The 24,155-nt window shown below is 38.8% G+C and carries 25 protein-coding genes and 1 riboswitch; of the genes, 15 read left to right on the plus strand and 10 right to left on the minus strand.

Translation table 11 applies throughout. The annotated features are described in order from the left end of the window. Window positions 1–175 precede the first annotated feature (175 nt). Both B7E04_RS18600 and B7E04_RS18605 read left to right on the plus strand, forming a co-directional pair. Entirely contained in the window at window positions 176–973 is a 798-nt protein-coding gene (locus B7E04_RS18600) for a hypothetical protein (protein WP_080780049.1), read from the plus strand. Window positions 974–1,026: 53 nt separating this feature from the next. Beyond that, window positions 1,027–1,205, plus strand: a riboswitch (cobalamin riboswitch). Between the two features lie 115 nt (window positions 1,206–1,320). Next, window positions 1,321–1,704 carry an acyl-CoA thioesterase gene (locus B7E04_RS18605; RefSeq protein ID WP_080780050.1) on the plus strand — a complete coding sequence of 128 codons (384 nt, stop codon included), beginning with the start codon at window positions 1,321–1,323 and terminating at the stop codon, window positions 1,702–1,704. 39 nt (window positions 1,705–1,743) lie between these two features. Here the strand turns inward: B7E04_RS18605 and B7E04_RS18610 are convergent, their stop codons facing one another. From B7E04_RS18610 to B7E04_RS18625, 4 genes are all read right to left on the minus strand, one after another. Next, a complete protein-coding gene (locus B7E04_RS18610) occupies window positions 1,744–2,328 on the minus strand; it encodes a Crp/Fnr family transcriptional regulator (RefSeq protein WP_080780051.1) in 585 nt (194 codons plus the stop codon). A gap of 7 nt (window positions 2,329–2,335) precedes the next feature. Continuing rightward, window positions 2,336–2,647, minus strand: a complete 312-nt coding sequence (locus tag B7E04_RS18615; protein ID WP_080780052.1) for a hypothetical protein — start codon at window positions 2,645–2,647, stop codon at window positions 2,336–2,338. Window positions 2,648–2,704: 57 nt separating this feature from the next. Continuing rightward, window positions 2,705–4,315, minus strand: a complete 1,611-nt coding sequence (locus B7E04_RS18620; RefSeq protein ID WP_080780053.1) for a Na+/H+ antiporter — start codon at window positions 4,313–4,315, stop codon at window positions 2,705–2,707. Window positions 4,316–4,455: 140 nt separating this feature from the next. Beyond that, window positions 4,456–4,758 (minus strand): GNAT family N-acetyltransferase, encoded by a 303-nt coding sequence (locus B7E04_RS18625; RefSeq protein ID WP_080780054.1) that lies wholly within the window; start codon window positions 4,756–4,758, stop codon window positions 4,456–4,458. Window positions 4,759–5,269: 511 nt separating this feature from the next. Here B7E04_RS18625 and B7E04_RS18630 point away from each other — a divergent pair. The 5 genes from B7E04_RS18630 to B7E04_RS18650 all read left to right on the plus strand — a co-directional run bounded on the left by B7E04_RS18630 (window position 5,270) and on the right by B7E04_RS18650 (window position 11,444). Next, on the plus strand, window positions 5,270–6,265 hold the full coding sequence (locus B7E04_RS18630; RefSeq protein WP_165439472.1) for an EamA family transporter: 996 nt from the start codon (window positions 5,270–5,272) through the stop codon (window positions 6,263–6,265). 20 nt (window positions 6,266–6,285) lie between these two features. Then, on the plus strand, window positions 6,286–7,314 hold the full coding sequence (locus B7E04_RS18635) for a methionine ABC transporter ATP-binding protein (protein ID WP_080780056.1): 1,029 nt from the start codon (window positions 6,286–6,288) through the stop codon (window positions 7,312–7,314). Beyond that, window positions 7,307–7,963: a methionine ABC transporter permease MetI gene (locus B7E04_RS18640; RefSeq protein ID WP_080780057.1), complete on the plus strand. Its 657-nt coding sequence runs from the start codon at window positions 7,307–7,309 to the stop codon at window positions 7,961–7,963. The genes B7E04_RS18635 and B7E04_RS18640 overlap by 8 nt, the downstream gene beginning before the upstream one ends. Before the next feature lie 206 nt (window positions 7,964–8,169). Further along, complete coding sequence (gene metQ / locus B7E04_RS18645) at window positions 8,170–8,994, plus strand: methionine ABC transporter substrate-binding lipoprotein MetQ (RefSeq protein ID WP_080780747.1); 825 nt, start codon at window positions 8,170–8,172, stop codon at window positions 8,992–8,994. A gap of 188 nt (window positions 8,995–9,182) precedes the next feature. Next, window positions 9,183–11,444, plus strand: coding sequence for a glycoside hydrolase family 3 C-terminal domain-containing protein (locus B7E04_RS18650; RefSeq protein WP_080780058.1), 2,262 nt, complete (start codon window positions 9,183–9,185; stop codon window positions 11,442–11,444). A gap of 102 nt (window positions 11,445–11,546) precedes the next feature. Here the strand turns inward: B7E04_RS18650 and B7E04_RS18655 are convergent, their stop codons facing one another. Both B7E04_RS18655 and B7E04_RS18660 read right to left on the minus strand, forming a co-directional pair. Further along, entirely contained in the window at window positions 11,547–12,137 is a 591-nt protein-coding gene (locus B7E04_RS18655) for an HD domain-containing protein (RefSeq protein ID WP_080780059.1), read from the minus strand. Between the two features lie 11 nt (window positions 12,138–12,148). Further along, the gene (locus B7E04_RS18660) at window positions 12,149–12,832 is read right to left on the minus strand and encodes an XAC2610-related protein (RefSeq protein ID WP_080780060.1); all 684 of its coding nucleotides are present in this window, start codon (window positions 12,830–12,832) and stop codon (window positions 12,149–12,151) included. Between the two features lie 301 nt (window positions 12,833–13,133). Here B7E04_RS18660 and B7E04_RS18665 point away from each other — a divergent pair, with 301 nt between their 5' ends. The 8 genes from B7E04_RS18665 (at window position 13,134) to B7E04_RS18700 (ending at window position 20,708) form a co-directional block, all read left to right on the plus strand. Then, window positions 13,134–13,463 carry a PadR family transcriptional regulator gene (locus B7E04_RS18665; protein WP_062648869.1) on the plus strand — a complete coding sequence of 110 codons (330 nt, stop codon included), beginning with the start codon at window positions 13,134–13,136 and terminating at the stop codon, window positions 13,461–13,463. Between the two features lie 11 nt (window positions 13,464–13,474). After that, window positions 13,475–15,193: a PspC domain-containing protein gene (locus tag B7E04_RS18670; RefSeq protein ID WP_080780061.1), complete on the plus strand. Its 1,719-nt coding sequence runs from the start codon at window positions 13,475–13,477 to the stop codon at window positions 15,191–15,193. 309 nt (window positions 15,194–15,502) lie between these two features. Then, window positions 15,503–16,105, plus strand: coding sequence for a 1-acyl-sn-glycerol-3-phosphate acyltransferase (locus B7E04_RS18675; RefSeq protein ID WP_080780062.1), 603 nt, complete (start codon window positions 15,503–15,505; stop codon window positions 16,103–16,105). Window positions 16,106–16,193: 88 nt separating this feature from the next. Continuing rightward, window positions 16,194–16,625: a PaaI family thioesterase gene (locus B7E04_RS18680; protein WP_080780063.1), complete on the plus strand. Its 432-nt coding sequence runs from the start codon at window positions 16,194–16,196 to the stop codon at window positions 16,623–16,625. 102 nt (window positions 16,626–16,727) lie between these two features. Continuing rightward, on the plus strand, window positions 16,728–17,723 hold the full coding sequence (locus B7E04_RS18685; protein WP_139785443.1) for a hypothetical protein: 996 nt from the start codon (window positions 16,728–16,730) through the stop codon (window positions 17,721–17,723). A gap of 1 nt (window position 17,724) precedes the next feature. Further along, window positions 17,725–18,819 carry an RNA polymerase sigma factor gene (locus tag B7E04_RS18690; protein ID WP_080780065.1) on the plus strand — a complete coding sequence of 365 codons (1,095 nt, stop codon included), beginning with the start codon at window positions 17,725–17,727 and terminating at the stop codon, window positions 18,817–18,819. A gap of 67 nt (window positions 18,820–18,886) precedes the next feature. After that, on the plus strand, window positions 18,887–19,726 hold the full coding sequence (locus B7E04_RS18695; RefSeq protein ID WP_165439473.1) for an outer membrane beta-barrel protein: 840 nt from the start codon (window positions 18,887–18,889) through the stop codon (window positions 19,724–19,726). 22 nt (window positions 19,727–19,748) lie between these two features. After that, a complete protein-coding gene (locus B7E04_RS18700) occupies window positions 19,749–20,708 on the plus strand; it encodes a chorismate-binding protein (RefSeq protein WP_080780067.1) in 960 nt (319 codons plus the stop codon). Between the two features lie 111 nt (window positions 20,709–20,819). Here B7E04_RS18700 and B7E04_RS18705 read toward each other — a convergent pair whose 3' ends face one another. From B7E04_RS18705 to B7E04_RS18720, 4 genes are read right to left on the minus strand one after another with little or no spacing between them, the layout of a single operon-like run. Then, window positions 20,820–21,014 carry a hypothetical protein gene (locus tag B7E04_RS18705; RefSeq protein ID WP_062648888.1) on the minus strand — a complete coding sequence of 65 codons (195 nt, stop codon included), beginning with the start codon at window positions 21,012–21,014 and terminating at the stop codon, window positions 20,820–20,822. A 5-nt stretch (window positions 21,015–21,019) separates the two neighbouring features. Further along, complete coding sequence (locus tag B7E04_RS18710; protein ID WP_080780068.1) at window positions 21,020–21,622, minus strand: MarC family protein; 603 nt, start codon at window positions 21,620–21,622, stop codon at window positions 21,020–21,022. A 44-nt stretch (window positions 21,623–21,666) separates the two neighbouring features. Next, window positions 21,667–23,406 (minus strand): BatD family protein, encoded by a 1,740-nt coding sequence (locus B7E04_RS18715; RefSeq protein ID WP_080780069.1) that lies wholly within the window; start codon window positions 23,404–23,406, stop codon window positions 21,667–21,669. After that, window positions 23,406–24,155 (minus strand): tetratricopeptide repeat protein, encoded by a 750-nt coding sequence (locus B7E04_RS18720; protein ID WP_080780070.1) that lies wholly within the window; start codon window positions 24,153–24,155, stop codon window positions 23,406–23,408. The genes B7E04_RS18715 and B7E04_RS18720 overlap by 1 nt, the downstream gene beginning before the upstream one ends.

The raw sequence follows: 24,155 nt of genomic DNA on the forward strand, positions 1-24,155 counted from the left end.
AATTTTATTTGATAAATATTAAATTTTTAATTGATTTTGATAAATTGAAGAGATATTTTAGTGTCCTGGAAAGCACTTTTGGAAGAAATTGATCACTTTAATTAAATACACTGAGATTTTACTAATCAAAAAAACATTTAATTTATATATTTGAGGGATCAAAAAATTCCAAGAAATGATTTCCGTAAACAGAGCATTGTACTTATCCGCTTTCAGTCTTTTTTCCTTAGCATTTGTCAAAGGACAAAATAAAGTTCCTTTCGGTGTTGTAAAAGCGGAGGAAGGCTACGCCAACGTACGTGTCCATAAGGATAACTACAGAAAAATCGTAGATAAGATCAGAATGCGTAAAGGCGATGTATTTGTTTATGTAAAGCCCGCTCCCGGAGAAACGGAATGGATCTGGATCAAATATCCGGAAAAACAGGACGATGAAAAGCCTTTTGTAAGGTATGAAAATCTTGAAAAGGAAGGAATGGTCAATAAAGAACGTATTGCCTTCATTGATCAACTTCCCCAGTTTACTCCTTCTAAATCCAAGAACGGGAAATCCCTTATTTTTACGGATAACAGCAATCCCAAAGTACCGACAGCCCAAAGAACCAAAGTAGTCATTGATATCTATCCGTCCAACGCCAGTTACAGAAAGAAAGAAAAAGATGCAGACGGGAAAATCCTTACGATTGATAAGATAAAACCATGGGGAATTAAGGATGAGCTTCCTGAAGGACTGACAGAAATTAAATCCATCAGGGTTCAGCAGCCGGGAAGAGGATCTGTCTTTGTAAGGGAGGCTATTAAAAATATGTTCCAGCCTACCATGGATTTCAACAATATTGGGGTAACGGCTCTTGACGATAATCATATCTACCTTTATATGATCAATGGTTCCGGTGAAAACAGGTATGTAACGCTTTGGGCCATCAAGGAAGGAAGGGTGATGAGCCAGATCATTTACAATAATCCGGAATAATTGCTGTTTGTTCCTTTAATATTCTTATTTTTGCCTCTGAAAAAGTTTAACGCTAATTCATCACAGAAACCGGTTCTGCTTAACGCAGATTAAAAGGGAACCGTGTGAAAATCACGGACTGTCGCGCAACTGTAAGTAACCAAAGTCTTTATCACAAGTCCACTGTGCAGGGCACGGGAAGGAGATAAAAGATGTTACAAGTCAGGAGACCTGCCTATTTCTTTAAACAAAAAACTTTCGCGATCTGAAGTTTATTGATCTGATGGACTGCTTCAGGAATTCCTATGGTTCCTGTCATTGTTCTGTTATTTTAATATATTTCATTTCGCATTAATTAATAATGAAATATGACTACAGAAGAAAGAATTGCAGCATCCGAAACCAGAATTTTTAAAGCGGTTTTCCCAAATACCACTAACCATTACGATACCCTTTTCGGAGGAACTGCCATGCAGCTGATGGATGAAGTAGCTTTTATCACCGCCACCCGATTTGCAAGAAAAAGAGTGGTAACCGTAAGCAGCGACAAAATAGATTTTAAAAAACCTATTCCGGCCGGAACCATCGTAGAGCTGATCGGAAAGGTTTCCCATGTGGGGAAAACCAGTATGAAGGTGAATGTGGAAATCTATACCGAGGAAATGTACTCTTATGAAAGAGAAAGAGCTATTGTAGGTGATTTCACTTTTGTAGCCATTGACCAGTTCAAGAAGCCGATCAGGATTATGTAATGGTTTCGGGCGGCCTCCGGCCGCCCGAAACCTCACCTATTACGTTCCCTTTGCCCCTAAACGCTTCCTGATGGTACTTACAAACTCTTTTGAAACGCCCAGATAAGAAGCAATATAATATTGCGGGATCCTTTGGGGGATCGTAGGATAAACTTTTATAAATTCCAGATACCGGTCCGAAGCGGATTTCGAAATGGTATCTATCAGACGGTTCTGCAGCGTACGTAGATTTCTCTGGACCAATATTCTGAAAGCCTTTTCAAATTTCGGGATTTCCTGAAGCAATTTTTCTTTTGTTTCAGGATTCAGCATGAAAATTTCCGAGTCTTCCAGCGTTTCGATGTTCAGTTTTGAAGGATGCTGGTCCTGAAATGAAGTGATATCACTGATCCACCAGTCTTCGATCGCAAATAATACCGTTACCTCAGCTCCTTTATCATCCATGCAGTACATACGCAGGCATCCTTTCTGAATATAGCCTTCAAACTTACAGACCTCTCCTTCCTTTAGTAGAATAGTTTTTTTAGGAACTTTTTCATAGGTTAAAAGGTCCGTAAACTTTTTCTTTTCTTCTTCATCCAGATGTACAAACCGGGTAATATTCCTGATGATACTTTCGAACATGGATCAATTATGCTTTCAGGTGAGGGAAAAGACTGTACACTTCATTTTTCAGCAGCCCGCTTCCACCACCGTAATGGTCGATGACTTTTACGTCTTTATCCATCTGTTCACAAAAAACTTTAATATCTTTTTCAAACTGTTCTTCCAGACCGGAGCTCAACAGTACAATATCTACGGGATGTTTTTTTATGTGGTCATAACTTTTGTTTTCATCACTTTCAATTTCCGCTTTCCAGCCTTCATTATTTTCGATGATCCGTTTTAAGGTGTCTATTATTTCCTGATTTTTTCCAATCACTAAAAAATTCAATGTTTTCATTTTTGTTTTAGCTTTTTAGATTTACATGAATGTTTATGGCATTTTAAAGCTTACGGATTACAAATGTTTATTTCCTGTGATTCGCAGTTCATTCAGATCCAGCTGTGATTCTGCCTTTCGGATTTCATCATCGCTGAATTGCTTTTCGCGTTTCATCTTAAATAATTCCTTTCTCTGCAATGCAAAGATATCGAGCATGATTTCGTGATATTCCTTCATATCACTTTGTCTGTTCGAGCACATTTCAAGTGAACTCAGGTGGTTCTGATGAAGAATGATATCATTTTCAATTGTATTTTTAAAGTTTTCAACCAGGCCGTTGCTGTTTATATTGGATTCATATTTTTCATTCAGTACGTTCACCGCCAGGCTGTCCAGCCTGATTTGAATTCCGGCCTGCTGCTCATGAGATGGTAAGATAGCATCCAGTTCCTCAATTTTGGTTAATTTAATAATCAGAGGAAGCGTTAACCCCTGAAAAACCAGCGTTACAAAGATCACGACAAATGTGATGAAAATAATTAAGTTCCGCATCGGAAAATCTGTCTGGTCATTCATCATAACGGGAATAGACAACGCTGTGGCCAGCGATACCACGCCACGCATGCCTGCCCAGCCTATGATCAAAGGATTTTTCCATCCCGGACTTGCGTCCTGCCTTACTTTTTTACTTATCCATCTCGGAATATGGGCTACCGGGTAAATCCATAATAAACGAACGACAATTACAATTGCACTAATGATCAAACCGTATTTAACTCCTTCCATCACAGAAGTTTCCCCTAATCCGTTGATAATATCCGGAAGTTCCAGCCCTATCAAGACAAAAACCAATGCATTCATCACAAAAATCAGGGTATTCCAGACTCCCGTCATATTGATTCTGGTAGTTCCTGTTTTAAACATCTCATGAGCCCTGAAAGACATGAACAATCCACCGCTTACCACGGCCATTACCCCTGAAAAGTGAAAATGTTCCGCACTCAAAAATAAAATATACGGAGTCATCACGGTCAGTGCTGCATCAATAGCCGGAGTTGTTGGTAAAAACCGGTGAATGGCGTAGAAAATATGGGCTCCGGCAATACCTATTACCACACCCATTCCTGCGACCAGAAAAAACTGTCCGGTTGCCTCCTGGATAGAAAATACGCCCGTCATAACAGCCGCCAGGGCGAATCTGAAGACAATCAAAGACGAAGCATCGTTGATCAGACTTTCTCCTTCCAGCATGGCAATCGTACGTTTCGGGACTTTCAGGCCTTTTAAAACCGTTGTAGCAGCAACAGCATCCGGCGGAGAAACAATTCCACCCAACAAAAACCCTAATGCCAGTGTAAACCCGGGAATCAAAGCCTGTGAAGCAAAAGCCACTACCAGAGAGGTCAGGAATACCAATCCAAAGGCCAGCAAACCGATCGTTCTTTTCCATTTCCAGAAATCATTCCATGAAGTATACCAGGCCGCTTCGTATAAAAGAGGCGGAAGAAAAATCAGAAAGATAATGTCCGGATCCAGCTTTAAAACCGGAACCCCTGGAATTAAGCTGATTCCCAGTCCTGCCAGTACCAAAAAGATGGGATAAGCAATTCTGATGCGCTGTGCCAGCATCACCAGCATCATAACGATTAATAAAAGTCCCAGTATCAAAAGAAGTTGTTCGTGCATAGTTTTTTATCAGATAACAGATGTAAGATGTAAGATATCACATTTCAGATTTCAGACTTCTCATCTTACATTAAATTTTATATTTCACATTTAAATTGAGTCACGGAATCACTCATAACTCATAACTTATAACTTATAACTTATAAATCACCTTCCTCTTTCAGCCAGACATCATTATACTCATCCGGATGACGTTTGAACTGCAAATGAACATACGGACAAAGCGGTACGATTTTCAGGTCATTTTCCCTGGCATAGGAAACCAGCCTGTCAAGCAGTATTTTCGCAAATCCTTTTCCTTCATATTCGGGGTTAACTTCGGTATGGTAAACAGTTAATTTTTTCCCGATAATGGAAATATCCATTTTCCCGGCTTTGTTTTCATCTGAGAAGAGCTGTATTTCTCCTCTTACTTTTCCTAAAACGATTTCTGTTCTTTCCATTGTTATGATTTTTCAATTAATACTTCAAAAGTAAGTTCTTTCTGAAAATGGTAGAATGATCTATGGTAATTTTTGGGCGAAAGGGCGAATGGGCGAAACGGCAAAAAGGCGAAACTGCACTAAACAATTAAGCAATTAAGCTAATTTGCAAATTCGCCTTTTTGCGATTTTGCTATATTAAAAATCGTTCAAATACAAAATTTAAAAAACTGAAATTCAACACAATATAAATATTCATTAAAAAAAATACAAAAAGTCTACTTTTTTAGTGGACTAATAAAAATATATGCCCTATATTTGCAACCGTATTCAGGAAAAGAAAATACAATGAAACAAGGATTTAAACATCAGTCAGTAAATAAACAGACCATCAAAACTGTGATGATGTATAACTGCATGCCTATGCATGAGAAATCCCGTGGCTGACCTTACTTTATATAACATATTCCTAAAGGCCTTACCACGTTGTAGGGCCTTTTTTATTTTACAAACATGCAGAAAAATATACACAATGAGCAGTTCTAAAAACAGCTGGCTGGTGCCGGTAGCATTCATCAACATTTACGTGATCTGGGGAATTACATTTCTCGCCATTTCATTTGGATTGAAAGGATTTCCGCCTTTCATTCTGTCCGGATTCAGATTTCTGGCAGCCGGGCTCCTGATGATCGGATGGCTTCTCGCCAAAGGTGAAAAAGTAAATTCTTTGCTCAACTGGAAAAAAAATGCCATCACCGGTATACTGATTCTTACCGGAGGAACAGGTCTCGTTGCCTGGGGTGAACAATACGTAACTGCGTCTGAAGCTGCCATTGCCATTGCTACAGGACCATTCTGGTTCATCGCTATTGATAAGAAAAACTGGAAGTATTATTTCTCGGATAAATTTATTCCGATAGGGCTTGTAATAGGCTTTGCAGGACTGATACTATTCTTAAACGGAAGTGTATCCGGACATGTTCATGGCATAGCAAACGGAAAACTTAGGATCACGGCATTCATTGTACTGGCATTAAGTTCAGTGGCATGGGTTCTGGGATCTTTATATTCCAAGAAAAATCCGGCCTCGCAATCCACCTTTATGAATATTGCCCAACAGCTGATCACAGCAGGTGTTGCCTCTTTTATCATTGCAGCTTTCCGAAGTGAGTGGCATGGGTTTTCATTCTCAAACGTGCCTGCTTCCGCATGGGCCGGTGTGCTGTTCTTAGTATTCTTCGGATCAATCGTTGCCTATTTATCTTATATATGGTTGCTTTCCGTAAAACCGGCAGCACTCGTAAGTACCCACACCTATATCAATCCCATCGTTACGGTATTCGCCGGATGGATCGTTGCCGGACAAACCATCAATGGAAGTCAGGTGTACGGCTTATCGATTATCCTATTAGGAGTACTTCTTACCAATGTAACGAAATATTTCAGGCTTTCAAAACGCTCAAAAGTAAAAATAAGAAGGTTCAGACGATTTTTCAGTAAAACTGTAAGACCGTATCAGCCCATTTAAATTAAAACTATACATTCAAAATGATAGAAATCAAAAACATTTCAAAAACATTTCATCAAAAAAATCAGTCTTTTAAAGCACTGGATCGGATCAGCCTCACTATAGAAAAAGGAGATATCGTAGGAATCATAGGATTTTCCGGGGCCGGAAAAAGCACACTGATCCGCACGGTGAATCTTCTGGAAAGACCTGATGAAGGCCAGATCATTATCAATGGAAAAGATTTCACCCGGTTCAATGCAAAACAACTTGCCGCAGAACGAAAAAAAATAGGAATGATTTTCCAGCATTTTAACTTGCTTTCCTCAAGAACTGTTTTCGATAATGTTGCCCTTCCCCTGGAGCTGGACAGTGTGAATAAAGATGAGATCAGCAAAAAAGTCAATGAGCTGCTGAAGATTGTCGGGCTGGAAGATAAAGCGAATGATTATCCAAAAAGCCTTTCAGGAGGGCAAAAACAGAGGGTAGCTATTGCAAGGGCCCTCGCCAATGATCCTTACCTACTTCTGTGCGACGAAGCCACAAGCGCGCTGGATCCGGCAACCACCCAATCGATCCTGCAGCTGTTAAGGGACATCAATCAAAGACTTGGAATCACCATTCTGCTGATTACCCACGAAATGGAAGTCATAAAAGCCGTCTGCAACCACGTAGCCGTTATAGACAAAGGGAAATTATCCGCAAAAGGAACATTAAGCGAGATTATTTCGGATAAGGAAAATCCGGTGATCCGTCAATTTATAAATTCAGATATCATGACCATACCTCAGGAACTTAACAAAAAACTGCAGAAAGAACCGCAAAAAGGTTTGTTTCCGCTTGTTGAAATAGAACTTAATGAAAATATCAGTGTTGAAAAACTGCTGTCAACTCTTTATGACCAATATAAAATTCCGTACAGACTTCTGAAAGCAGATGTGGAATACCTCGGTGATTCAAACTTCGGAAAACTGCTTCTGCAGCTGCAGGGAGAAGCTGAGGACAACCAAAAAGCGATCTATTATTTTAACCAGAATAAAATTCAAAATACAGTTAAAGGATATGCTTAGTGATACGTTTATTGCTCTTTTGGGAAAGGGCCTTTGGGAAACGGTTTATATGACTTTTGTTTCCGGTTTTTTCGGTTTCGTTCTGGGGCTTCCGGTTGGAATTCTGTTATTTTTAACGAGGAAAGGACAATTGCTGGAAAATAAAATTTATTACAGAATTATTTCTATTCTGGTTAATATCTTCCGCTCTATTCCTTTTATTATATTAATAGTCTGGATGATTCCATTCACAAGGGTCATCATCGGAACTTCCATCGGAATGAATGCCGCGTTGGTTCCGTTGAGTGTTGGAGCCGCTCCGTTTATCGCAAGACTGGTAGAGAACAGCCTTCTGGAGATTCCTCATGGCCTGATTGAAACCGCAAGAGCCCTGGGAGCATCACCGCTGCAAATCATTCAAAAGGTACTTCTTCCTGAAGCACTTCCCTCACTCATCAATAATGCTGCGATCACCCTGATCACCCTGGTAGGCTATTCTGCAATGGGCGGTGCACTGGGAGCCGGCGGACTGGGCCAGATAGGATATCAGTACGGCTACATCGGCTATGATGCCGTGATCATGAATGCTGTACTTATACTGCTGGTCGCTCTTGTATTCTTCATTCAGTTTATAGGGGACAGATTGGCGAAAAGGTTTGATCATCGATGATTTATTGCGAAAGGGTTAAATGGCAAAAAGGCGAAAGGGCAAATTTGCTATTTGCAGTTTACAAATTAGCTTATTTGCCGTTTTGCTTAATTATTTTAGCCCTTTTGCTCTTTCGCCCTTTAGCCTTTTTGCCAATAAAACTACTGCCGGTGGCTTCGGGTGCCTCAGCCACCTTTAATGTTCTTTTCAAAAAAATAAAAATTCCAATGAAAAAAATAAAAATACTAAGCCTTTTAACGGCTGCACTACTGATATTTAATGCGTGTACAAGAAAAAAAGATGATCCCAACCATATCGTGGTAGGAATTACTTACGGGCCGGAGCTGGAAATTGCCGAAGCGGCGAAAAAAGTAGCAAAGGAAAAATACAATCTTGAAGTAGAGCTCATTCCATTCAACGATTACGTGGTCCCCAATGAAGCTCTAAGCAATGGGGATATTGAAGCCAATGCTTTCCAGCATGTTCCCTATCTGAACGAACAGGCGAAACAGAGAGGCTACAAATTGGCTGTGGTAGGAAATACGTTTGTTTACCCTATTGTTGCCTATTCCAAAAAGATCAGACATATCAGTCAGCTTAAGAACGGAAACACGATTGTTATTCCCAATGATCCGACCAACGGTGGCCGGTCTCTCCTGCTGCTTCAGAAAAACGGACTTTTAAAATTAAGAGCAGGGATTGGATTGCTTCCCAAAGTCACAGATATTACAGAAAACCCGAAACAGCTGAGAATCCTCGAAATCGAAGCACCGCAGCTTCCCAGAGTGCTGGATGACAAAGAAGTGGCTATTGCAGTAATCAATAATAATTTTGCATCACAGGCGGGATTGGATGCCGATAAACAAGGTGTTTTCAGTGAAGATAAAGATTCTCCTTATGTGAATGTTATTGTTGCAAGGCATGATAATAAAAATTCAGATAAAGTAAAAAACTTTGTAAAAGCTTATCAATCCGAGGAAGTGGTAAAAAAAGCCAAAGAGATTTTTAAAGGTGGTGCGGTGAAGGGATGGGGGAACATGAGTGATGAGTAATGGGTAATGAGTAATAATTGATAATTGATAATCGATAAATGATGAATGATAATTGATGGTCAATTAACCCTAATATTCTCAAACCCTCAAACCTTCCCACTTAAATTTTATTGATTATTTTTATTTTCTCAATTTGAGATAATAAAAATTTTACTTACTTTTGTTGTTAATCAATAAAAAGGCATTTTATGTTAAAGAAAACCGCCATTGTAAGTTTATTCACCTTTATTGCTGCTTCGTATATGGCCCAGAATCATACTCAACCCGTTTATTTAGATGAATCGAAACCTGTGGAGCAGCGTATTCAGGACGCGCTTTCCAGAATGACCCTTGAGGAAAAGGTGGCTATGCTTCACGCACAGTCCAAGTTCAGTTCTCCGGGTGTTCCGAGATTGGGAATTCCTGAATTCTGGACCACCGACGGGCCACATGGGGTACGTCCTGAAGTCATGTGGGATGAATGGGACCAGGCCGGATGGACGAATGACTCTATCATTGCCTACCCTGCCCTAACCGCTCTTTCTGCAACCTGGAACAAAAAAATGTCCTGGAATTACGGGAAAGCCTTAGGAGAAGAAGCCCGATACAGAAAAAAAGATATCCTTCTGGGCCCGGGTGTGAATATCTACAGAACCCCGCTGAACGGAAGAAATTTCGAATATATGGGTGAAGATCCTTATCTGACCTCAAAAATGGTGGTTCCTTATATCAAAGGCGTACAATCTAACGGTGTTGCCACTTCTGTGAAGCATTTTGCCTTGAATAATCAGGAAATGTTCCGTCATACCAGCAATGTGAATGTGGATGACAGGGCGCTTTACGAAATTTATCTTCCGCCTTTTAAAGCCGCTGTAACTGAAGGTGACTCCTGGACGATCATGGGTGCCTATGACATGTATAAAAATCAGTACGCGAGCCAAAACCAATACCTTTTAAATGATATTCTCAAAAAAGAATGGGCCTACAAAGGGGTTGTGGTTTCCGATTGGGGAGCAGTCAACAATACGGAACAGGCTATTCACAACGGTCTGGATCTTGAATTCGGGAGCTGGACCAACGGTCTTTCTGCCGGAACAAAAAATGCCTATGACAATTATTATTTAGCCAAACCTTATCTAGATCTCATCAAAGCCGGAAAAGTGGGAACACAGGAACTGGACGACAAAGTAACCAGACTTCTTCGCCTGGCTTATAAAACCACGATGAACAGAAATAAACCTTTCGGGAATATTGCTTCCGAGGAGCATAAAGCTGTGGCGAAAGAGATTGGAGAGGAAGGAATTGTATTGCTGAAAAATCAGGGGAATGTTCTTCCGATTGATATGAATAAAGCTAAGAAGATTGCTGTTATCGGTGAAAATGCCATTAAAATCATGACTGTTGGTGGGGGATCCTCATCTTTGAAAGTAAAATATGAAACGCTTCCTCTGGACGGTATTAAAGCGAGATTCGGGAAACAGGCAGATGTACAGTATGCAAGAGGATATGTAGGTGACATTGGCGGAGAATACAACGGAGTAAAATCCGGACAGAATTTAAAAGACGACCGCTCTGCAGATGAATTACTGAATGAGGCTGTTGAATTAGCGAAAAAATCGGACTACGTTATTTTTGTAGGCGGACTGAATAAATCAGATTTCCAGGACAGTGAAGGAAATGACAGAAAAAGCTACGGACTTCCCTACAATCAGGACAATCTGATTGCAGCACTGGCAAAAGCCAATAAAAATCTTGCCGTGGTTCTTGTTTCCGGGAATGCTGTGGCCATGCCATGGATCAAAGAAGTTCCATCTGTTCTGCAGTCGTGGTACCTTGGTTCGGAAGCCGGAAATTCTATTGCTTCTGTTCTGGCCGGTGATGCCAATCCATCAGGAAAACTTCCGTTTACTTTACCTGTAAAGCTTGAGGATAATTCGGCGCATCAGTTGGGAGAATATCCCGGACAGAAAGATGAGCTGGCGGCCGGAAAGGGAAAAGATCAGAAAAATCCTATTAATATTACGTATAACGAAGGTATTTTTGTGGGATACCGCTGGCATGACACGAAAAAGATCAAACCCTTATTCAGTTTTGGACATGGTTTGAGCTATACCACTTTTGAATTTGGAAAAGCTAAAGCTGATAAAACTACGATCTCAGCCAATGATACCATCACTTTCACAGTCAGTGTGAAAAATACAGGGAAAAAAGCCGGTGCTGAAGTTGCACAGCTCTACATCAGCGATCTTAAATCTTCTGTACCACGGCCTGCAAAGGAACTGAAAGGCTTTGAAAAAGTGTACCTAAATCCCGGTGAGCAGAAGGAAGTAACCTTTACCATTGATAAAACAGCACTCAGCTATTTTGATGCTGATAAACACGAATGGACTGCCGAACCTGGGGATTTCGAAGCACAGATCGGAAATTCTTCGGATGCAATTAAAACGAAAGTGAAGTTTACATTGAAATAATTGTTAATATATATATTCGAAAAGCAGGTTCGATGAACCTGCTTTTTGATTGATTTTTTATCTTGTAGGTTTCGGGCGGCCTCCGGCCGCCCGAAACCTTTTTTATCTCACTACCTTCTCCGTATCCAGACTTCTGCTCAACAGCATTTCAAACGCCTCTCCCATCTCATCCGACGCCCGTGTAATGGCATTTTCCAGCATATTTCTGATTTGTATTTCAGTAACTCCGGCTTCTGTCCAGCTCTTTCCTGAAGTGTGCGAATTCAGGATAAACGGCATAATTCTGTCGATAGAGCAGGCAAAAATAGCATCGGGAGTTTTCTCTTCCTCGAATTCAAGCCAGAGCTCAAAGAATTCCGTCCGTAAAGGCTCATCCAGGATTCCGAATATTTTCTGTGCTGAAATTTTCTCCCGCTCAAACTTTCCTACCATTGCTTTTTCGTCAAAAAGGAAGGTATCTCCGGCTTCTATTTCTACAAGATCGTGAATGGAAAGCATTCTGATGACTCTTAAAAGATCAATATCTGCACGGTTTTTGGCGTAGGGAAACAGGATCTGGGCCAGAATAATGATTTGCCACGAGTGTTCTGCGGTATTTTCCCTTCGGGAGTCATCGGCATTATAATTTCTTCTCTGTACATTTTTCAGGGCATCCACTGCCAGGATAAAATCAATTTCCTTCTGTATCTTCATATCTTATTATGTTATTTTTTGTATGATTTTTTCACCACCCATTTATTATTGATCTTCTCTCTTACGGTCACTTTAGTTTTCTCATCATCACTGAAATCACTTATTTCTTCGTACACGAGGTCTATTCCTTTGTTTGGAATTACCTGATATTCGTAGACATAATGCAGGGCAGCTCCTGATCTTGCATAGGTAGTCAGGCGTTTACGCTTGGCATCTACATCAAACATCCCCTGGTAAGAGCTTGCGAGGTCGGTCAGTTCGGCACTGGGAACAAACTGTTTCCGGGTTGAATTGAAAACATAGACATCATAGGAACCGCTGCCATAGTTTCCCCCATTGCCATTTCGTATAGCGATGTCTTCTGTCCCATCAAAATTAAAATCATCGAAAAACACCGGAGAATCCTGGGTCATTTCCCGGGTGAGCTGTATCATATTATTTTCTGACGGTTTTAAACCCTCTTTAAAATAGATGACCAGATTTTCGGAAGTAAACGTCTGTATTTTCTCTCCTTTTTTATTAAAAATCACAATATCAGCTTTATTCCGGCATGCATCCGTTCCACATTCTTCCATTGTAATTTCCGCATTGTACTTTTTGGATTCATTATCCATTTTAAAGCGGTATTGCCCAAAACACAGGGGCCCGAGCAGCAGCAGTGAAGATAAGGTTTTATAAACTATGGCAGTATTCATCGTTGTTTTGAATATTAAAATTGAATATTTCAGAAAAAATCATAACAAAAATACGAATCAGCTTCCGAAATCTGAAGTTTTTCACCCTTATTTTAAGTTAAAAGATGCTTTCATGAAATTCGGGCTAAAAATTATTTAACTGAAAATCAATATATTAGATATTTTTAATGAAAAAATTCACTACTTTGTATTGCATAATACCATTTTAATTACATATCTTTGTAATGTAAAATAAGAATAGGTTCAACTAGCTAGGAACATTATTCTAAACCATATAACTAATTAACAAAACTTATTAAAGATGAATACTGAAAATACCAAAGCGCAAATGCGTAAAGGAATTCTGGAATTCTGTATTTTAAGTCTCATCAATCATCGTGAAATGTATGTTTCCGACCTTATAGATGAACTTAAAAAAGGAAAACTGGATGTAGTGGAAGGAACCCTCTATCCTCTCCTTACAAGATTGAAAAACGGCGAGTTCCTTTCCTACAGATGGGAAGAATCTACAGGAGGACCCCCAAGAAAATATTACCAGATCACAGAAAAAGGAAAACTTTTCTTGGACGAACTTCAAAATACATGGGCAGAGCTCACAGACTCAGTCAACCAAATCACTCAAAAAATTTAAAAAACAAAGCTATGAACAAGACACTCTCAATAGGACTCGCAGGTTTTTCTTTTACTATAGAAGAACACGCATATATAAAGCTCAGCGATTACCTGAATGCACTGAGAAGCTCATTGGATGCTTCAGAGGAGGAGGAGGTGATGCATGATATAGAAATAAGAATGGTAGAAATCTTCAGAGATTCTTTAGGAAAACGTGAAGTGATCAACGATACGGATGTAGAAAAAGTAATCGCACAGATCGGAACTCCTGAAAAAATAGAAGAGCAGGAAGAAGCTTACTATTCTGAAAAGAACAGCAAAAAATCACGCCAGGCAGGTGCGGAATATACTGACAAAAAACAATTGTTCCGTGATCCTGAAAGACAAAAAGTTGCAGGGGTGTGTGCAGGTCTTGCCCACTATGTAGGAATGGATATTACAGCCATGAGGGCCATCTGGTTAGGAATATTTATCCTGGGTATTTTCACCGCAGCCATTTCTTCTTCACTGATCGGCCTTCTTTATGTAATTCTTTGGATTGTACTTCCAAAAGCAGAAACAGCTGCAGATTACCTGAAAATGAAGGGAAAGCCTATGAACTTCGACAATCTTAAGAATGAGTCCAATAAACTGGTACAATTTGCCAATGAATCTACTCAGAGGGTCGGAGAGATGTACAACGAAAGCAAGCCGTACATCAACAATGCAGGCAGCGGAGTATGGAATATAATCCGTTATATCCTGGGTGGTATTTTCGCCATCATGTCAGTTTCCTGTTTAATGGGGGTATTTGTAATCTTCGGTTTCATGGGAGCAGACAGCGACTTCCCTCCTATCAGCGAAATGAATTTCTATTTTGATAATGACAGCATGAAATATGTTATCATGGCACTGATCACTCTGGGAAGTTTATTACCGGCAATGATTTTCGGGATATTAAGTATCAAATTAATTTCCCCTAAAACGAAATTAAGAAACACAGGTTGGGTAATCGGGGCATTATTCCTTGCACTAATCGCTCTTGGAGCATATTTCGGATTCAGCATGGCGAAAAAAGAAATGTTCTTAAAAGGCCATAAAGAAGATACGGAAGAAGTAGCCATCAGTACACCATCAGACAGTATCTATGTAGATGTGAAGCAGGTAACGATTCCTCAGAACTTCAAAGGATATGATAACGATCTTTATTCAGATAAAGTATCAGTATTCGAAAAAGACTGGATTCACGTAGACGTAACAAGAAAAGCGGATATCAAAACCCCTTATTTAATCATTAAGAAAGAGGCTAAAGGATATAACCTTCCACTGAATGTAAGTGTTCCTGTAGAAGTTGTAAATAATAAAGTGATTCTTCCGAACTACGTAAAATATCCTTACGAGCACAGATTCAGAGATTACAGCATCAATTATGAACTGGTAGTTCCTTTAAAAACAGTGGTACTTCCTTCAAAACATAATATGATCAATTTTGAGGGAGACCTGAATGCAGACGGTATCAATGATGATGAACAGGATAAGGATGAAAACGGACAGATCAGAATCGAGAAAAATAAGATCTCTGTAAACGGTTCTACCATTGAATATAACTCTGATGACAAAGACAGCCTTATCATCAACGGGAAAAAAGTTCCAAAAAACCAGGCTGACCAGGTTATTGATTCCATGAAGTCTACCATCAAAAAGATGAATAAAAATGTAGACATCAAAATCAAGGACGGAAAAGACGAAATTTCCATACAAACTAAATAATTAACTTCAGAGAGTGCAGAAGGTGTGGATTGAAGGCAACCGTTTGAAATTCACACCCTTCTTCTCTCGGAAATCAGAAAAAAAATGAATATTTAGTTCGCTATGTTAAAAAAATGTTATACATTCGTGTAGTTAAAAAATAATTAACCAAATCATTAAAAACCTTCTAACCATGGTACAAGTTGCACTAGAAATTGTAATGAAGATCGCAGATTTAATCAGCGGTTTGTTTTAAGAGCGATAATATTTCAATATATTTGTAAAGTATAACCAGATTGGTTATACTTTTTTGTTTTAATCTGAAGATATATGAGAAAGCTGATAGGTAAATTAATGTTAAAGATGTTGGGTTGGAAAGTTGTCCTGCAGGGCGATGTAAACAGCCTGAACCGGTGTATCCTCGTGGTGGCACCCCATACCCATAACATGGAATATCTATTGGGAAATCTTGCCTACTGGTCTTTGAAAAAACCTTTGAAGATTATCATTAAAGATGCCCACACCAAAGCATGGTACGGTAGTGTGGTAAAAGGTCTGGGAGGCATAGGCATCGACAGGAGCCAGAAAAATGACCTGGTGAATTTTGTGGCTAAACAGTTCGAAAAAGAAGATTTCAGTCTTGTGATCACTCCGGAAGGGACCAGAAGCTGGGTTCCGAAATGGAGAAAAGGGTTTTATCATATGGCCCTGGCCGCTAAAGTCCCTATCGTGCTGGCAGCAGGAGATTTCAAAAGAAAGATTGTGTATCTGGGTTATACCATTCCGTATGAAAGAATTGCTTCGGCTTCGTTTTCAGAAATTATGCACGAGATTCAGGATTATTATATCAAAAACGACATCGTCCCTAAAATACCGGCCAACTGGAACCCGAATATTATGGGTAACGGAAGCGAGGAAGAAGTTAGAAGTTAGAAGTTAGAAGTTAGAAGTTAGAAGCAAAATTACTTTTTCATACCGACATCAATTATCAATTATCAATTATCATTCATCAATTATAAAAATGAAAGGGCAAACCAAAGAGGAACTCCTTACCTTCTTAAACAGCTGGGGCGAGGGTGAAACATTAGCAAAGACACTTGAAATACAATTCATCGATGTGGATGTGGACAATGAAACTTTAACGGCTACCATGCCTGTACAGCCAAAGGTTCATCAGCCTTTCGGAATCCTGCACGGTGGCGCAAGCTGTGTGCTGGCAGAAACCCTGGGATCAAGCCTGTCCAATCTTTTTATCGATGGCAGCAAATATTACGGTGTAGGAACCAATATCAATTCCAATCACCTTAAAAGTAAGAAAGACGGTATGGTAACGGCTACGGCACGCTTCATCAGAAAAGGAAAAACGATGCATGTTTCCGAAATTGAGATCAGGGACGAAAAAGGCGCACTGATTAACCACACCACGATGACCAACAACATCATCAACAAATAGGTTTTAAACACCATAAAATACAAAGCTCAAATTTTTTTTGAGCTTTTTTTGTATCATAACTGCAACCTTTTTCTTTTCTTGCATCTTATAAGAAAAAAGATTATGAAAAACTCATTTTTACTCTTGTTACTTATTTTTATGATTTCCTGCCAGGATAATGATCCTGATCCACTGCAAAAAAATGTGGCATCATATGATGTTTATGTTGCAGGTATGGAAAATAATAAAGCCTGTTATTGGAAAAATAATGTTAAAGTAGATCTGGTTAACGGAAATAATATAGGCCCCAGAAAAATAATTGTTGAAAATAACAATGTTTACGTTTTTGCAGATGGAAGTTTCTGGAAGAATAATACAAAATATGACTTTTCCTCCTATTTAGGCGCAGCTCCAAACAGTATAATACGGATTAGAGATTTTTATGTAAAAAATAATGACATTTACATAGTAGGAAATATAAGAGGGACAGCTATATATCCCATTGAGCATTGTTACTGGAAAAATGGAATAAAAAATGTATTATTCACACAGACAAACTCTAATACTGGTGGAGAACTTATGGGTATCACCGTCCATAATACTGATGTGTATGTCCCTGTAATAAAATATCCGGTTCCCAATAATTCAGAAATTGGGTACTATAAAAATAATAACTATACATCCATTATACAAAATAACTCATTGGCTCATGGTATTGAATCCAATGCGAACGGTGTATTTATGGTAATTCATGATTCAGGTGCCCATAGTTCTTACTTTAAAAATTTACTTAATAATACCAATCATTATACAACTAGCGGCGGCAGAGTAAATGTACGGCTGGATCATAATGATATTTATTCTTTCTCCGGGCAGTCTTATTACAAAAATGGAAACATGATTCCCGTAAATAATCCTAATGGATTTAATGATATAACAGATTTAAAAGTATTAGACGGTAATAATTATATGATCTGTAAAAAGATTTCTCAGGCAGGTTCGCTTAATATTGCCTATAAAGTGTTTATCAATGGAGTAGAAACACAACAGATAGACCATATAGCTAATAATGTTCACTTGGGAAATATTTTTGAATCTATCTTTGTTGTAGAAAATTAAAATGTCAAAAATAAAAACAGACTGGCAAAAAATATATCTTGAAAACTCCCCAATACTCTTGGGGATTTGCCGTAGATATATACCGGATGTTTACACGGCTGAAGACATTGTGCAGGATAGTTTCATCACTGCCATACAGAAAAACCATCAGCTTAAAGATGAAAAGACTCTGTTGGCATGGCTTAAAAAAATTGTAGTCAATAATGCTTTACAATATCTCCGGAAATCCAGTAAAGAAGTCTTACTTACCAGCGAAATCTCAGAAAACTCTCCCGAAATGACCGCATCCTCTGTAACTGACGACACAAACCACATTTTAGCTTACCATTTTACAAGAGAAGAGCTTTTACAATCTATAGACAGCCTGCCTCATCATCACAAATCGGTTTTCAACCTGTATTATATCGAAAACTATTCACATGCGGAGATTTCACACGTATTGAAAATTCCTGTCAACACCTCCAAATCACATTTAATGAGGGCAAAAAAATCTGTGCAGAATTATTTGACGGCCTATTTTATCAATAGTGAAACTCAAAAAAATAAAACTGCGCGGATTTTAATTTTCTTAGGATTTGGAGGGCTGTTGTGGGCGCAGACTTTTAAAAGCAAGTTTTCAGATTTCACTGTTTCACCTTCCAAAAGTTTTCAGATTCCTTCTGATATTCCGCTTAATACAATTTCATTTTCATCAAATAATCTCTGGAAACAGAAAATTGTTACCGGATCTACGATCTTCATTATTATTGTTGGATCCATTTTATTATTTAATCCAAAAAACTCTTTAATAACAGCACTTCAATCCAATAGCTCAGATTCTAAATCAGAAGAAAAGCCCTTTACAACCCATGAAATTAAAACAGATCAAGCAAGTAAAACGGATCCTGAGGAAGCTTTAAAACATAACTCAATCTCTCAGGAATCAAATTCAGAACCAGGGAAAAATGCAGAAACAGATTATTCTCCAGCTTTCAAAACAAAAAACTTAGTATCTTCAAAAACTGTAATAAAAAAAGATTCTGCAGAGCCTGCTTCTCACAAAGTAATTGTTGTGAAAAAAATTATCCAGAGGGACACCATTTATATCGAAAGATAAAACTGATCAAACCATGCTTTTAAAAAAGGTATTTTTACTCTTTTTCTTGATTTTAATTAACTTTTCATTGGCACAAGAAAAGCGAAAGGTTGATACGGTGTATGTATATGAAAAAGTCATTGTTTATGATACCGTTTACTTAGAAAAAGTCTTAAAAATAAAACCGGTTGGCATCCATTCCAAACCGTTGGTTATCTCTGATATGAATGCTGTTCGTGAAGAACCGGGATTTGAGTATATTACAATTTCAGATACAACAAAAGGACTGAAAATCAAAGCGAAAAAATTCGCCTTTGGTGTGGTAGCTGGAATGGGTTTAAAACATAGCAGCTGGGATAAAGAATCATCTGAAAAAAGCCGGCAGCCTGGGTTCAATTCAGGAATCTGGATTTCAGGAAGTATTTATAAACGATTTTCGATCATGCTTTCTGCAAATGTTTTTTACTGGCATTCCACCCTCAATCTAGATGCCACCAAAGAAGATACTCCTCTCAGTGGATTTTACTTTACCCGGGACCAGCAGCCTTTGTTGTTTCAGAGGTTTAATAATAAACACTTTGAATACGTTCTGCAGGTGAAAGCAATGTATGAATGGAAAAAATTCCGTCCGTTTGCAGGGTTTTCAGTCAATAAAAACACCTACAAAATGCAGTTTTTAGTACCGGAAAACCAGATTCTGAACAAATTGGATGACTTTAAAAACAACCGGATCAACATGGGATTTTCATTAGGTCTGCAATATCAGATTTCCAGCCGGTTCCTGATTGATCTAGAATATCAGTATTATAAAATCAACCATTTTTCATTAAAAAATACGTCGTTTGATTTTGACATCTTTAAGACTAATAATACCTTTGCAGAAAGCAAAATCAGCTTAGGAGTTTCTTACCTTATTTCCAGGCTTTGATTTTTGAAAAAGCAGTCTTATCATGATTTATTTCAAATTTCCTTTCGACGAAACATTGTACTCTACGGATCAAAAACAAAACAAAAAATCCATTCATTTCTATTCTTTTGATGTATTGAGGCAGATCGGTTTTAAGGGCAGTATTATTGAAGCTGCAGGACAGTTTGAAAAAGAAAAGATCCATGAATATCTTTTGAAAGATGAAAGCCATTTCAATGCGGGAACGAAGGATGAATATATCAATACTTTACATAAGGTGATTGATGTAATTAAAGAGAACGGACTCCCAAAACTGGTCTATTCAAGAAGAAAGATTTTCACTGATTTCGAAAGGATAGATTATAAAGAAAGCTTTGAAAAACTGTGTACTTCTTATCCCAATGCCTTCAGGTATATTTTTAATGACGGGAAAAACGCGTGGATGGGTGCTTTTTCAGAGACTCTGGGGAAATTCAATAAAACAACCCATCAGTTTGAAACCATGAGCCTTGCCGGCACACTTCCGGTTTCTGAGGAATGGACTGAGAAAGAGATTGAAGAGCAAAAGCCAGTAACGTCCTATATCAAAGATATTCTTGCGAATTATTCCGAAAATACCGAGCAATCAGAAACGTATGACCACGTTTCAGGAAATATCAAACATCTGCGGACGGATTTTAAAGCCCATATCCATCCTGATGATCTGGACCGCCTGATTCATGACCTCCATCCTACTCCGGCCGTGTGTGGGATTCCAAAGGATTTCTGTAAAAAGAACATCCAGCAACTGGAAAAATTCCCCCGTGAATTCTATGCCGGTTATATTAAAGTGGAAACCGATGAAAGCATTATGTATTTCGTGAATCTCAGATGCGCAAGACTGTATCAGGATTCCGTACATGTATTTGTTGGCGGCGGAATCACGGCACAAAGCAACCCGGAAAAGGAATGGATTGAAACTGAACTGAAATCCGAAGCAATTTTAAAGAATATTGTTTTTTAGGACGATGGTCGCTTCGGGAAACGGTGGCTTCGGAAGCCTCAGCCGCCACACAAACAAAAAACCTCTTTCCAATGAAAGAGGTTGGGTATATTGAATAATGTGATTCTTAAATTATTTCTTCACTCCGATTCTGCTCCACGTATCCAGTACAAAAAGCAAAATAAGACCAAGAACTGCCGCTGCTATTGAGAATACAAACTTCAGGTTATCTTCTGATAGAAGATCCGTCTGCCAGTCCAACGCATAAAGATTAATGGCAATAAACACGATAAACACAACGAGAAATACTTTATAAAACTTCTGCATGATTCTTAAAAATTAATATAGTTCTGCACCAATTGGGCAAAGTTAGCGGTGAATAATTTTATTGAAATCGCCAAAAGGATAATCCCGAAAACTTTCTGAAGAATAGACAAGGTAGCCTCCCCCATTTTGTTTTCCAGCCATTTCGCTGATTTCAGCACCAAATATACGAAAATTGTATTGAGAACGATTCCTAAAATAATATTAATGTCATGGAATTCAGCCCTGAGAGACAGCGTTGTGGTAAGGGTTCCAGCTCCGGCAACCAACGGAAACGCAATAGGGACAATGGATGCAGCCTTTGCTTCGGTGGTTTTGTTGATCTCAATTCCGAGAATCATTTCAAGGGCTATGATAAAAATCACAAAAGCTCCGGCAATTGCAAAGGAATTAACGTCTACCCCGATCAGTTTAAGGATTTTATTTCCTACAAAAAGAAAAACAATCATAATCACTCCTGCAGTAATGGACGCCTTTCCGGCCTCAATCTGTCCGAATTTCTGCTGAAGGCTTACTACAATAGGAACAGAGCCGATAATATCGATTACGGCAAAAAGAACCATAAAGCAGGTAAAGATCTCTTTAATAGAGAAATCATTAAATATTTCCATCTCTTTGTAATTAATAATTTCGCAAAAATATGAAAAATAAATGATTATTTGCTAATACGTGAATACAAATTAACAACCGCCTTTAAAAGCTCATCCATCCCTTCTGCTGATTTCAATGGCGAATATTTCTCCATCTGAATCCTTTGGGATAAGTTTCTGTATTCTTCAGCAACCGAAGATCCTTTTTTGTTTTCCAGAAATGCTCTGAAATCTTCTGAAGAAGTCTGGTTATACTGCTTTTTCAGATCAAGATCCATTTCTTCCAGCGTATCAAAGAACTTAGCATAATCCCCGTTATCCTTCAGATTTTCAAGATAGCTGAAATAATCGTTTATGTCTGTCTTTAATTTTTCTCTGATCTCTCTTTCCGTTTCAGCCACAGAGCCAAGCGGTTTTGGTGATGCCGTTTCTCTAACAAGTGTTCGTTTTTTTTGCCAGGTCTTAAATAGCAGATAAACTATTAATAATCCTACAAGAATGGCAATATTGGTTAAAAGTATATTCCAGTGGAATTTACTCTTCTCTTTTACTTTAAGGGTAGTAGTTTTCAGAACCGGGGTATTTACCGTCTCCAAAAGGGTGTTGGTATATTCATTCACCTTTTCAACTGTGGTACGGGATTCCAGAATCTGGTCGTGGGAAAATGCATTCAGGGCAAGTGTTTTCTGCCCCAGGTCTACATATTCACGGCTGGCCGGGTCAAAGAAAGCAAACTGCTCGGTCTGTATAGAAATTGCGCCGGGCTTTTTAGGAACCACCACATAATTGGCGAAGATTTCCCCTTTCATTCCCGTTGTTCCGGGAGCAACTTTAGAGGTGATCTTTGGAGCAAAAACTTCGTAGTCCGGGGATGAAACGATCTTCGGAAGGTACATATCAGGAAGATTTCCTTCTCCAGAAACTTTTACAATCACATGAACCGGTTTTTCAACCTCTACCTTTTCCTTTGAAGCATTATAAACATTCACACTGAAGTTCCCCACTGCATTTTTAAAACACTCAGGTGATCCTTCAGGGAGCTTTTTTACATTCAGCTTTACTTTATTGGAAACAATTTTGTTTTTATTGGAATAAGAGCTTACTGACGCTGATACGGAAGGAACCTCCACATATCCTGCCTCATTCGGGAATACCATAAACACCGCTAAAATCTGGGAAGCCATATTTCCGGCTCCCGTAGGATCTATTTCAGATTTATTCATGCTGATCGGATGCACATTGATATTATCCTGATGCGGAAGACGAACATCCTTCACTTTTCTGAAGTTGTCCATGCTTTTGGAATACACTCTCAGCACAGCTACCGTTGGCTGATCCTGGTAGATCTCCCGGTCTTCTATCTCCATATTGAGATACACCTCATTGGAAACATTGCCGGCAAGAGACCTCCTGTCTATAATGTCTTTGATGTTGACATCAAAAGGTTCTGTTTTGTAGATCCTGTTATTAACGGTTACCAGTACGGAACCGATTTTAATTTTCCCTTTTTTCTTAGGCTCAAGGGCAATTCTGGATACTTTCTGGGTAATCAGGGTGTTGGTAGCCGGATCAATAACGGTATTGGTTACGGATCCGCTTCCTATAATATTGAATTTTGAAAGGTCAGGAAGCTGAAAACGGGTTTGCGGCTCAAGATCTATCCCGTTAAGCTCCAGCACGATCGTAAGATTTACAATATCCTTTCCGTTGTATTCTGCTTTATCAGATTCCATGAAAAGGTTTACCTGTCCGTAAGAAATTACGGATGCAAAAATAAATAGTATGTAAATCAGTTTCTGCTGCATCACCAATCTTTTTCGTTGCTCTGCGGCACCGAATAAGAATTCTTATTTAAGATTTTTCTGGCGGTTTCTTTTTCTTTTTCGCTTACTTTATCTAATATGGCATTTTCAAGGTTTTTCGGCAATTTTCCTTCATCATTCTGGTTGTCTTTCGGAGTATCTCCCTTATCACTTTTCCCTTCATTCTGCTGGCCGCTTCCCTGATCCTGCTTTTGATCTTTTTTGTCGCCTTTCTGATCATCATTTTTATTCTGATCATTACCTCCGCCGCCTTTTCCAGAGTTATTCTGTTCGTTTTTTTGCTGTTGTTGCTTTTCTTTTTCTTTCAGCTTGGCAATTTCATAATTTTTCCGGGTTACCTCGCTATAAGGATTCTGCTTCAGGGCCTTCTTATAAAAATCCGCCGCCTTTTCCGGCTGGTTCATCTGCATATAAGCATTTCCGAGGTTATGAAGAGCAGCTGTTTTATCCGGCAGGGTTTGGGCAAGCTTTTGGGCTTTGTCGAATTCTGCCTTAGCCTCTTCATATTTTTTACTTTTATACAAGGCATTCCCCAGGTTATAATGCGCTGTAAAATCCTTTTCATTGTTTTTTAAAGCCTCCATATACTTGGAAGACGCTCCATCATAGTCTTTACCATTAAATTTCTGATTGCCTTCATACACTAAAGTCCTGTAATTTTCCTGCCCCGAAACGAAGTTTGAGAAGGAGAAAGCAATAAGAAACGATAAAAAAATGATTTTAGTATTCAT

This window comes from Chryseobacterium phocaeense (assembly GCF_900169075.1).
GTDB classification, from domain to species: Bacteria; Bacteroidota; Bacteroidia; order Flavobacteriales; family Weeksellaceae; genus Chryseobacterium; species Chryseobacterium phocaeense.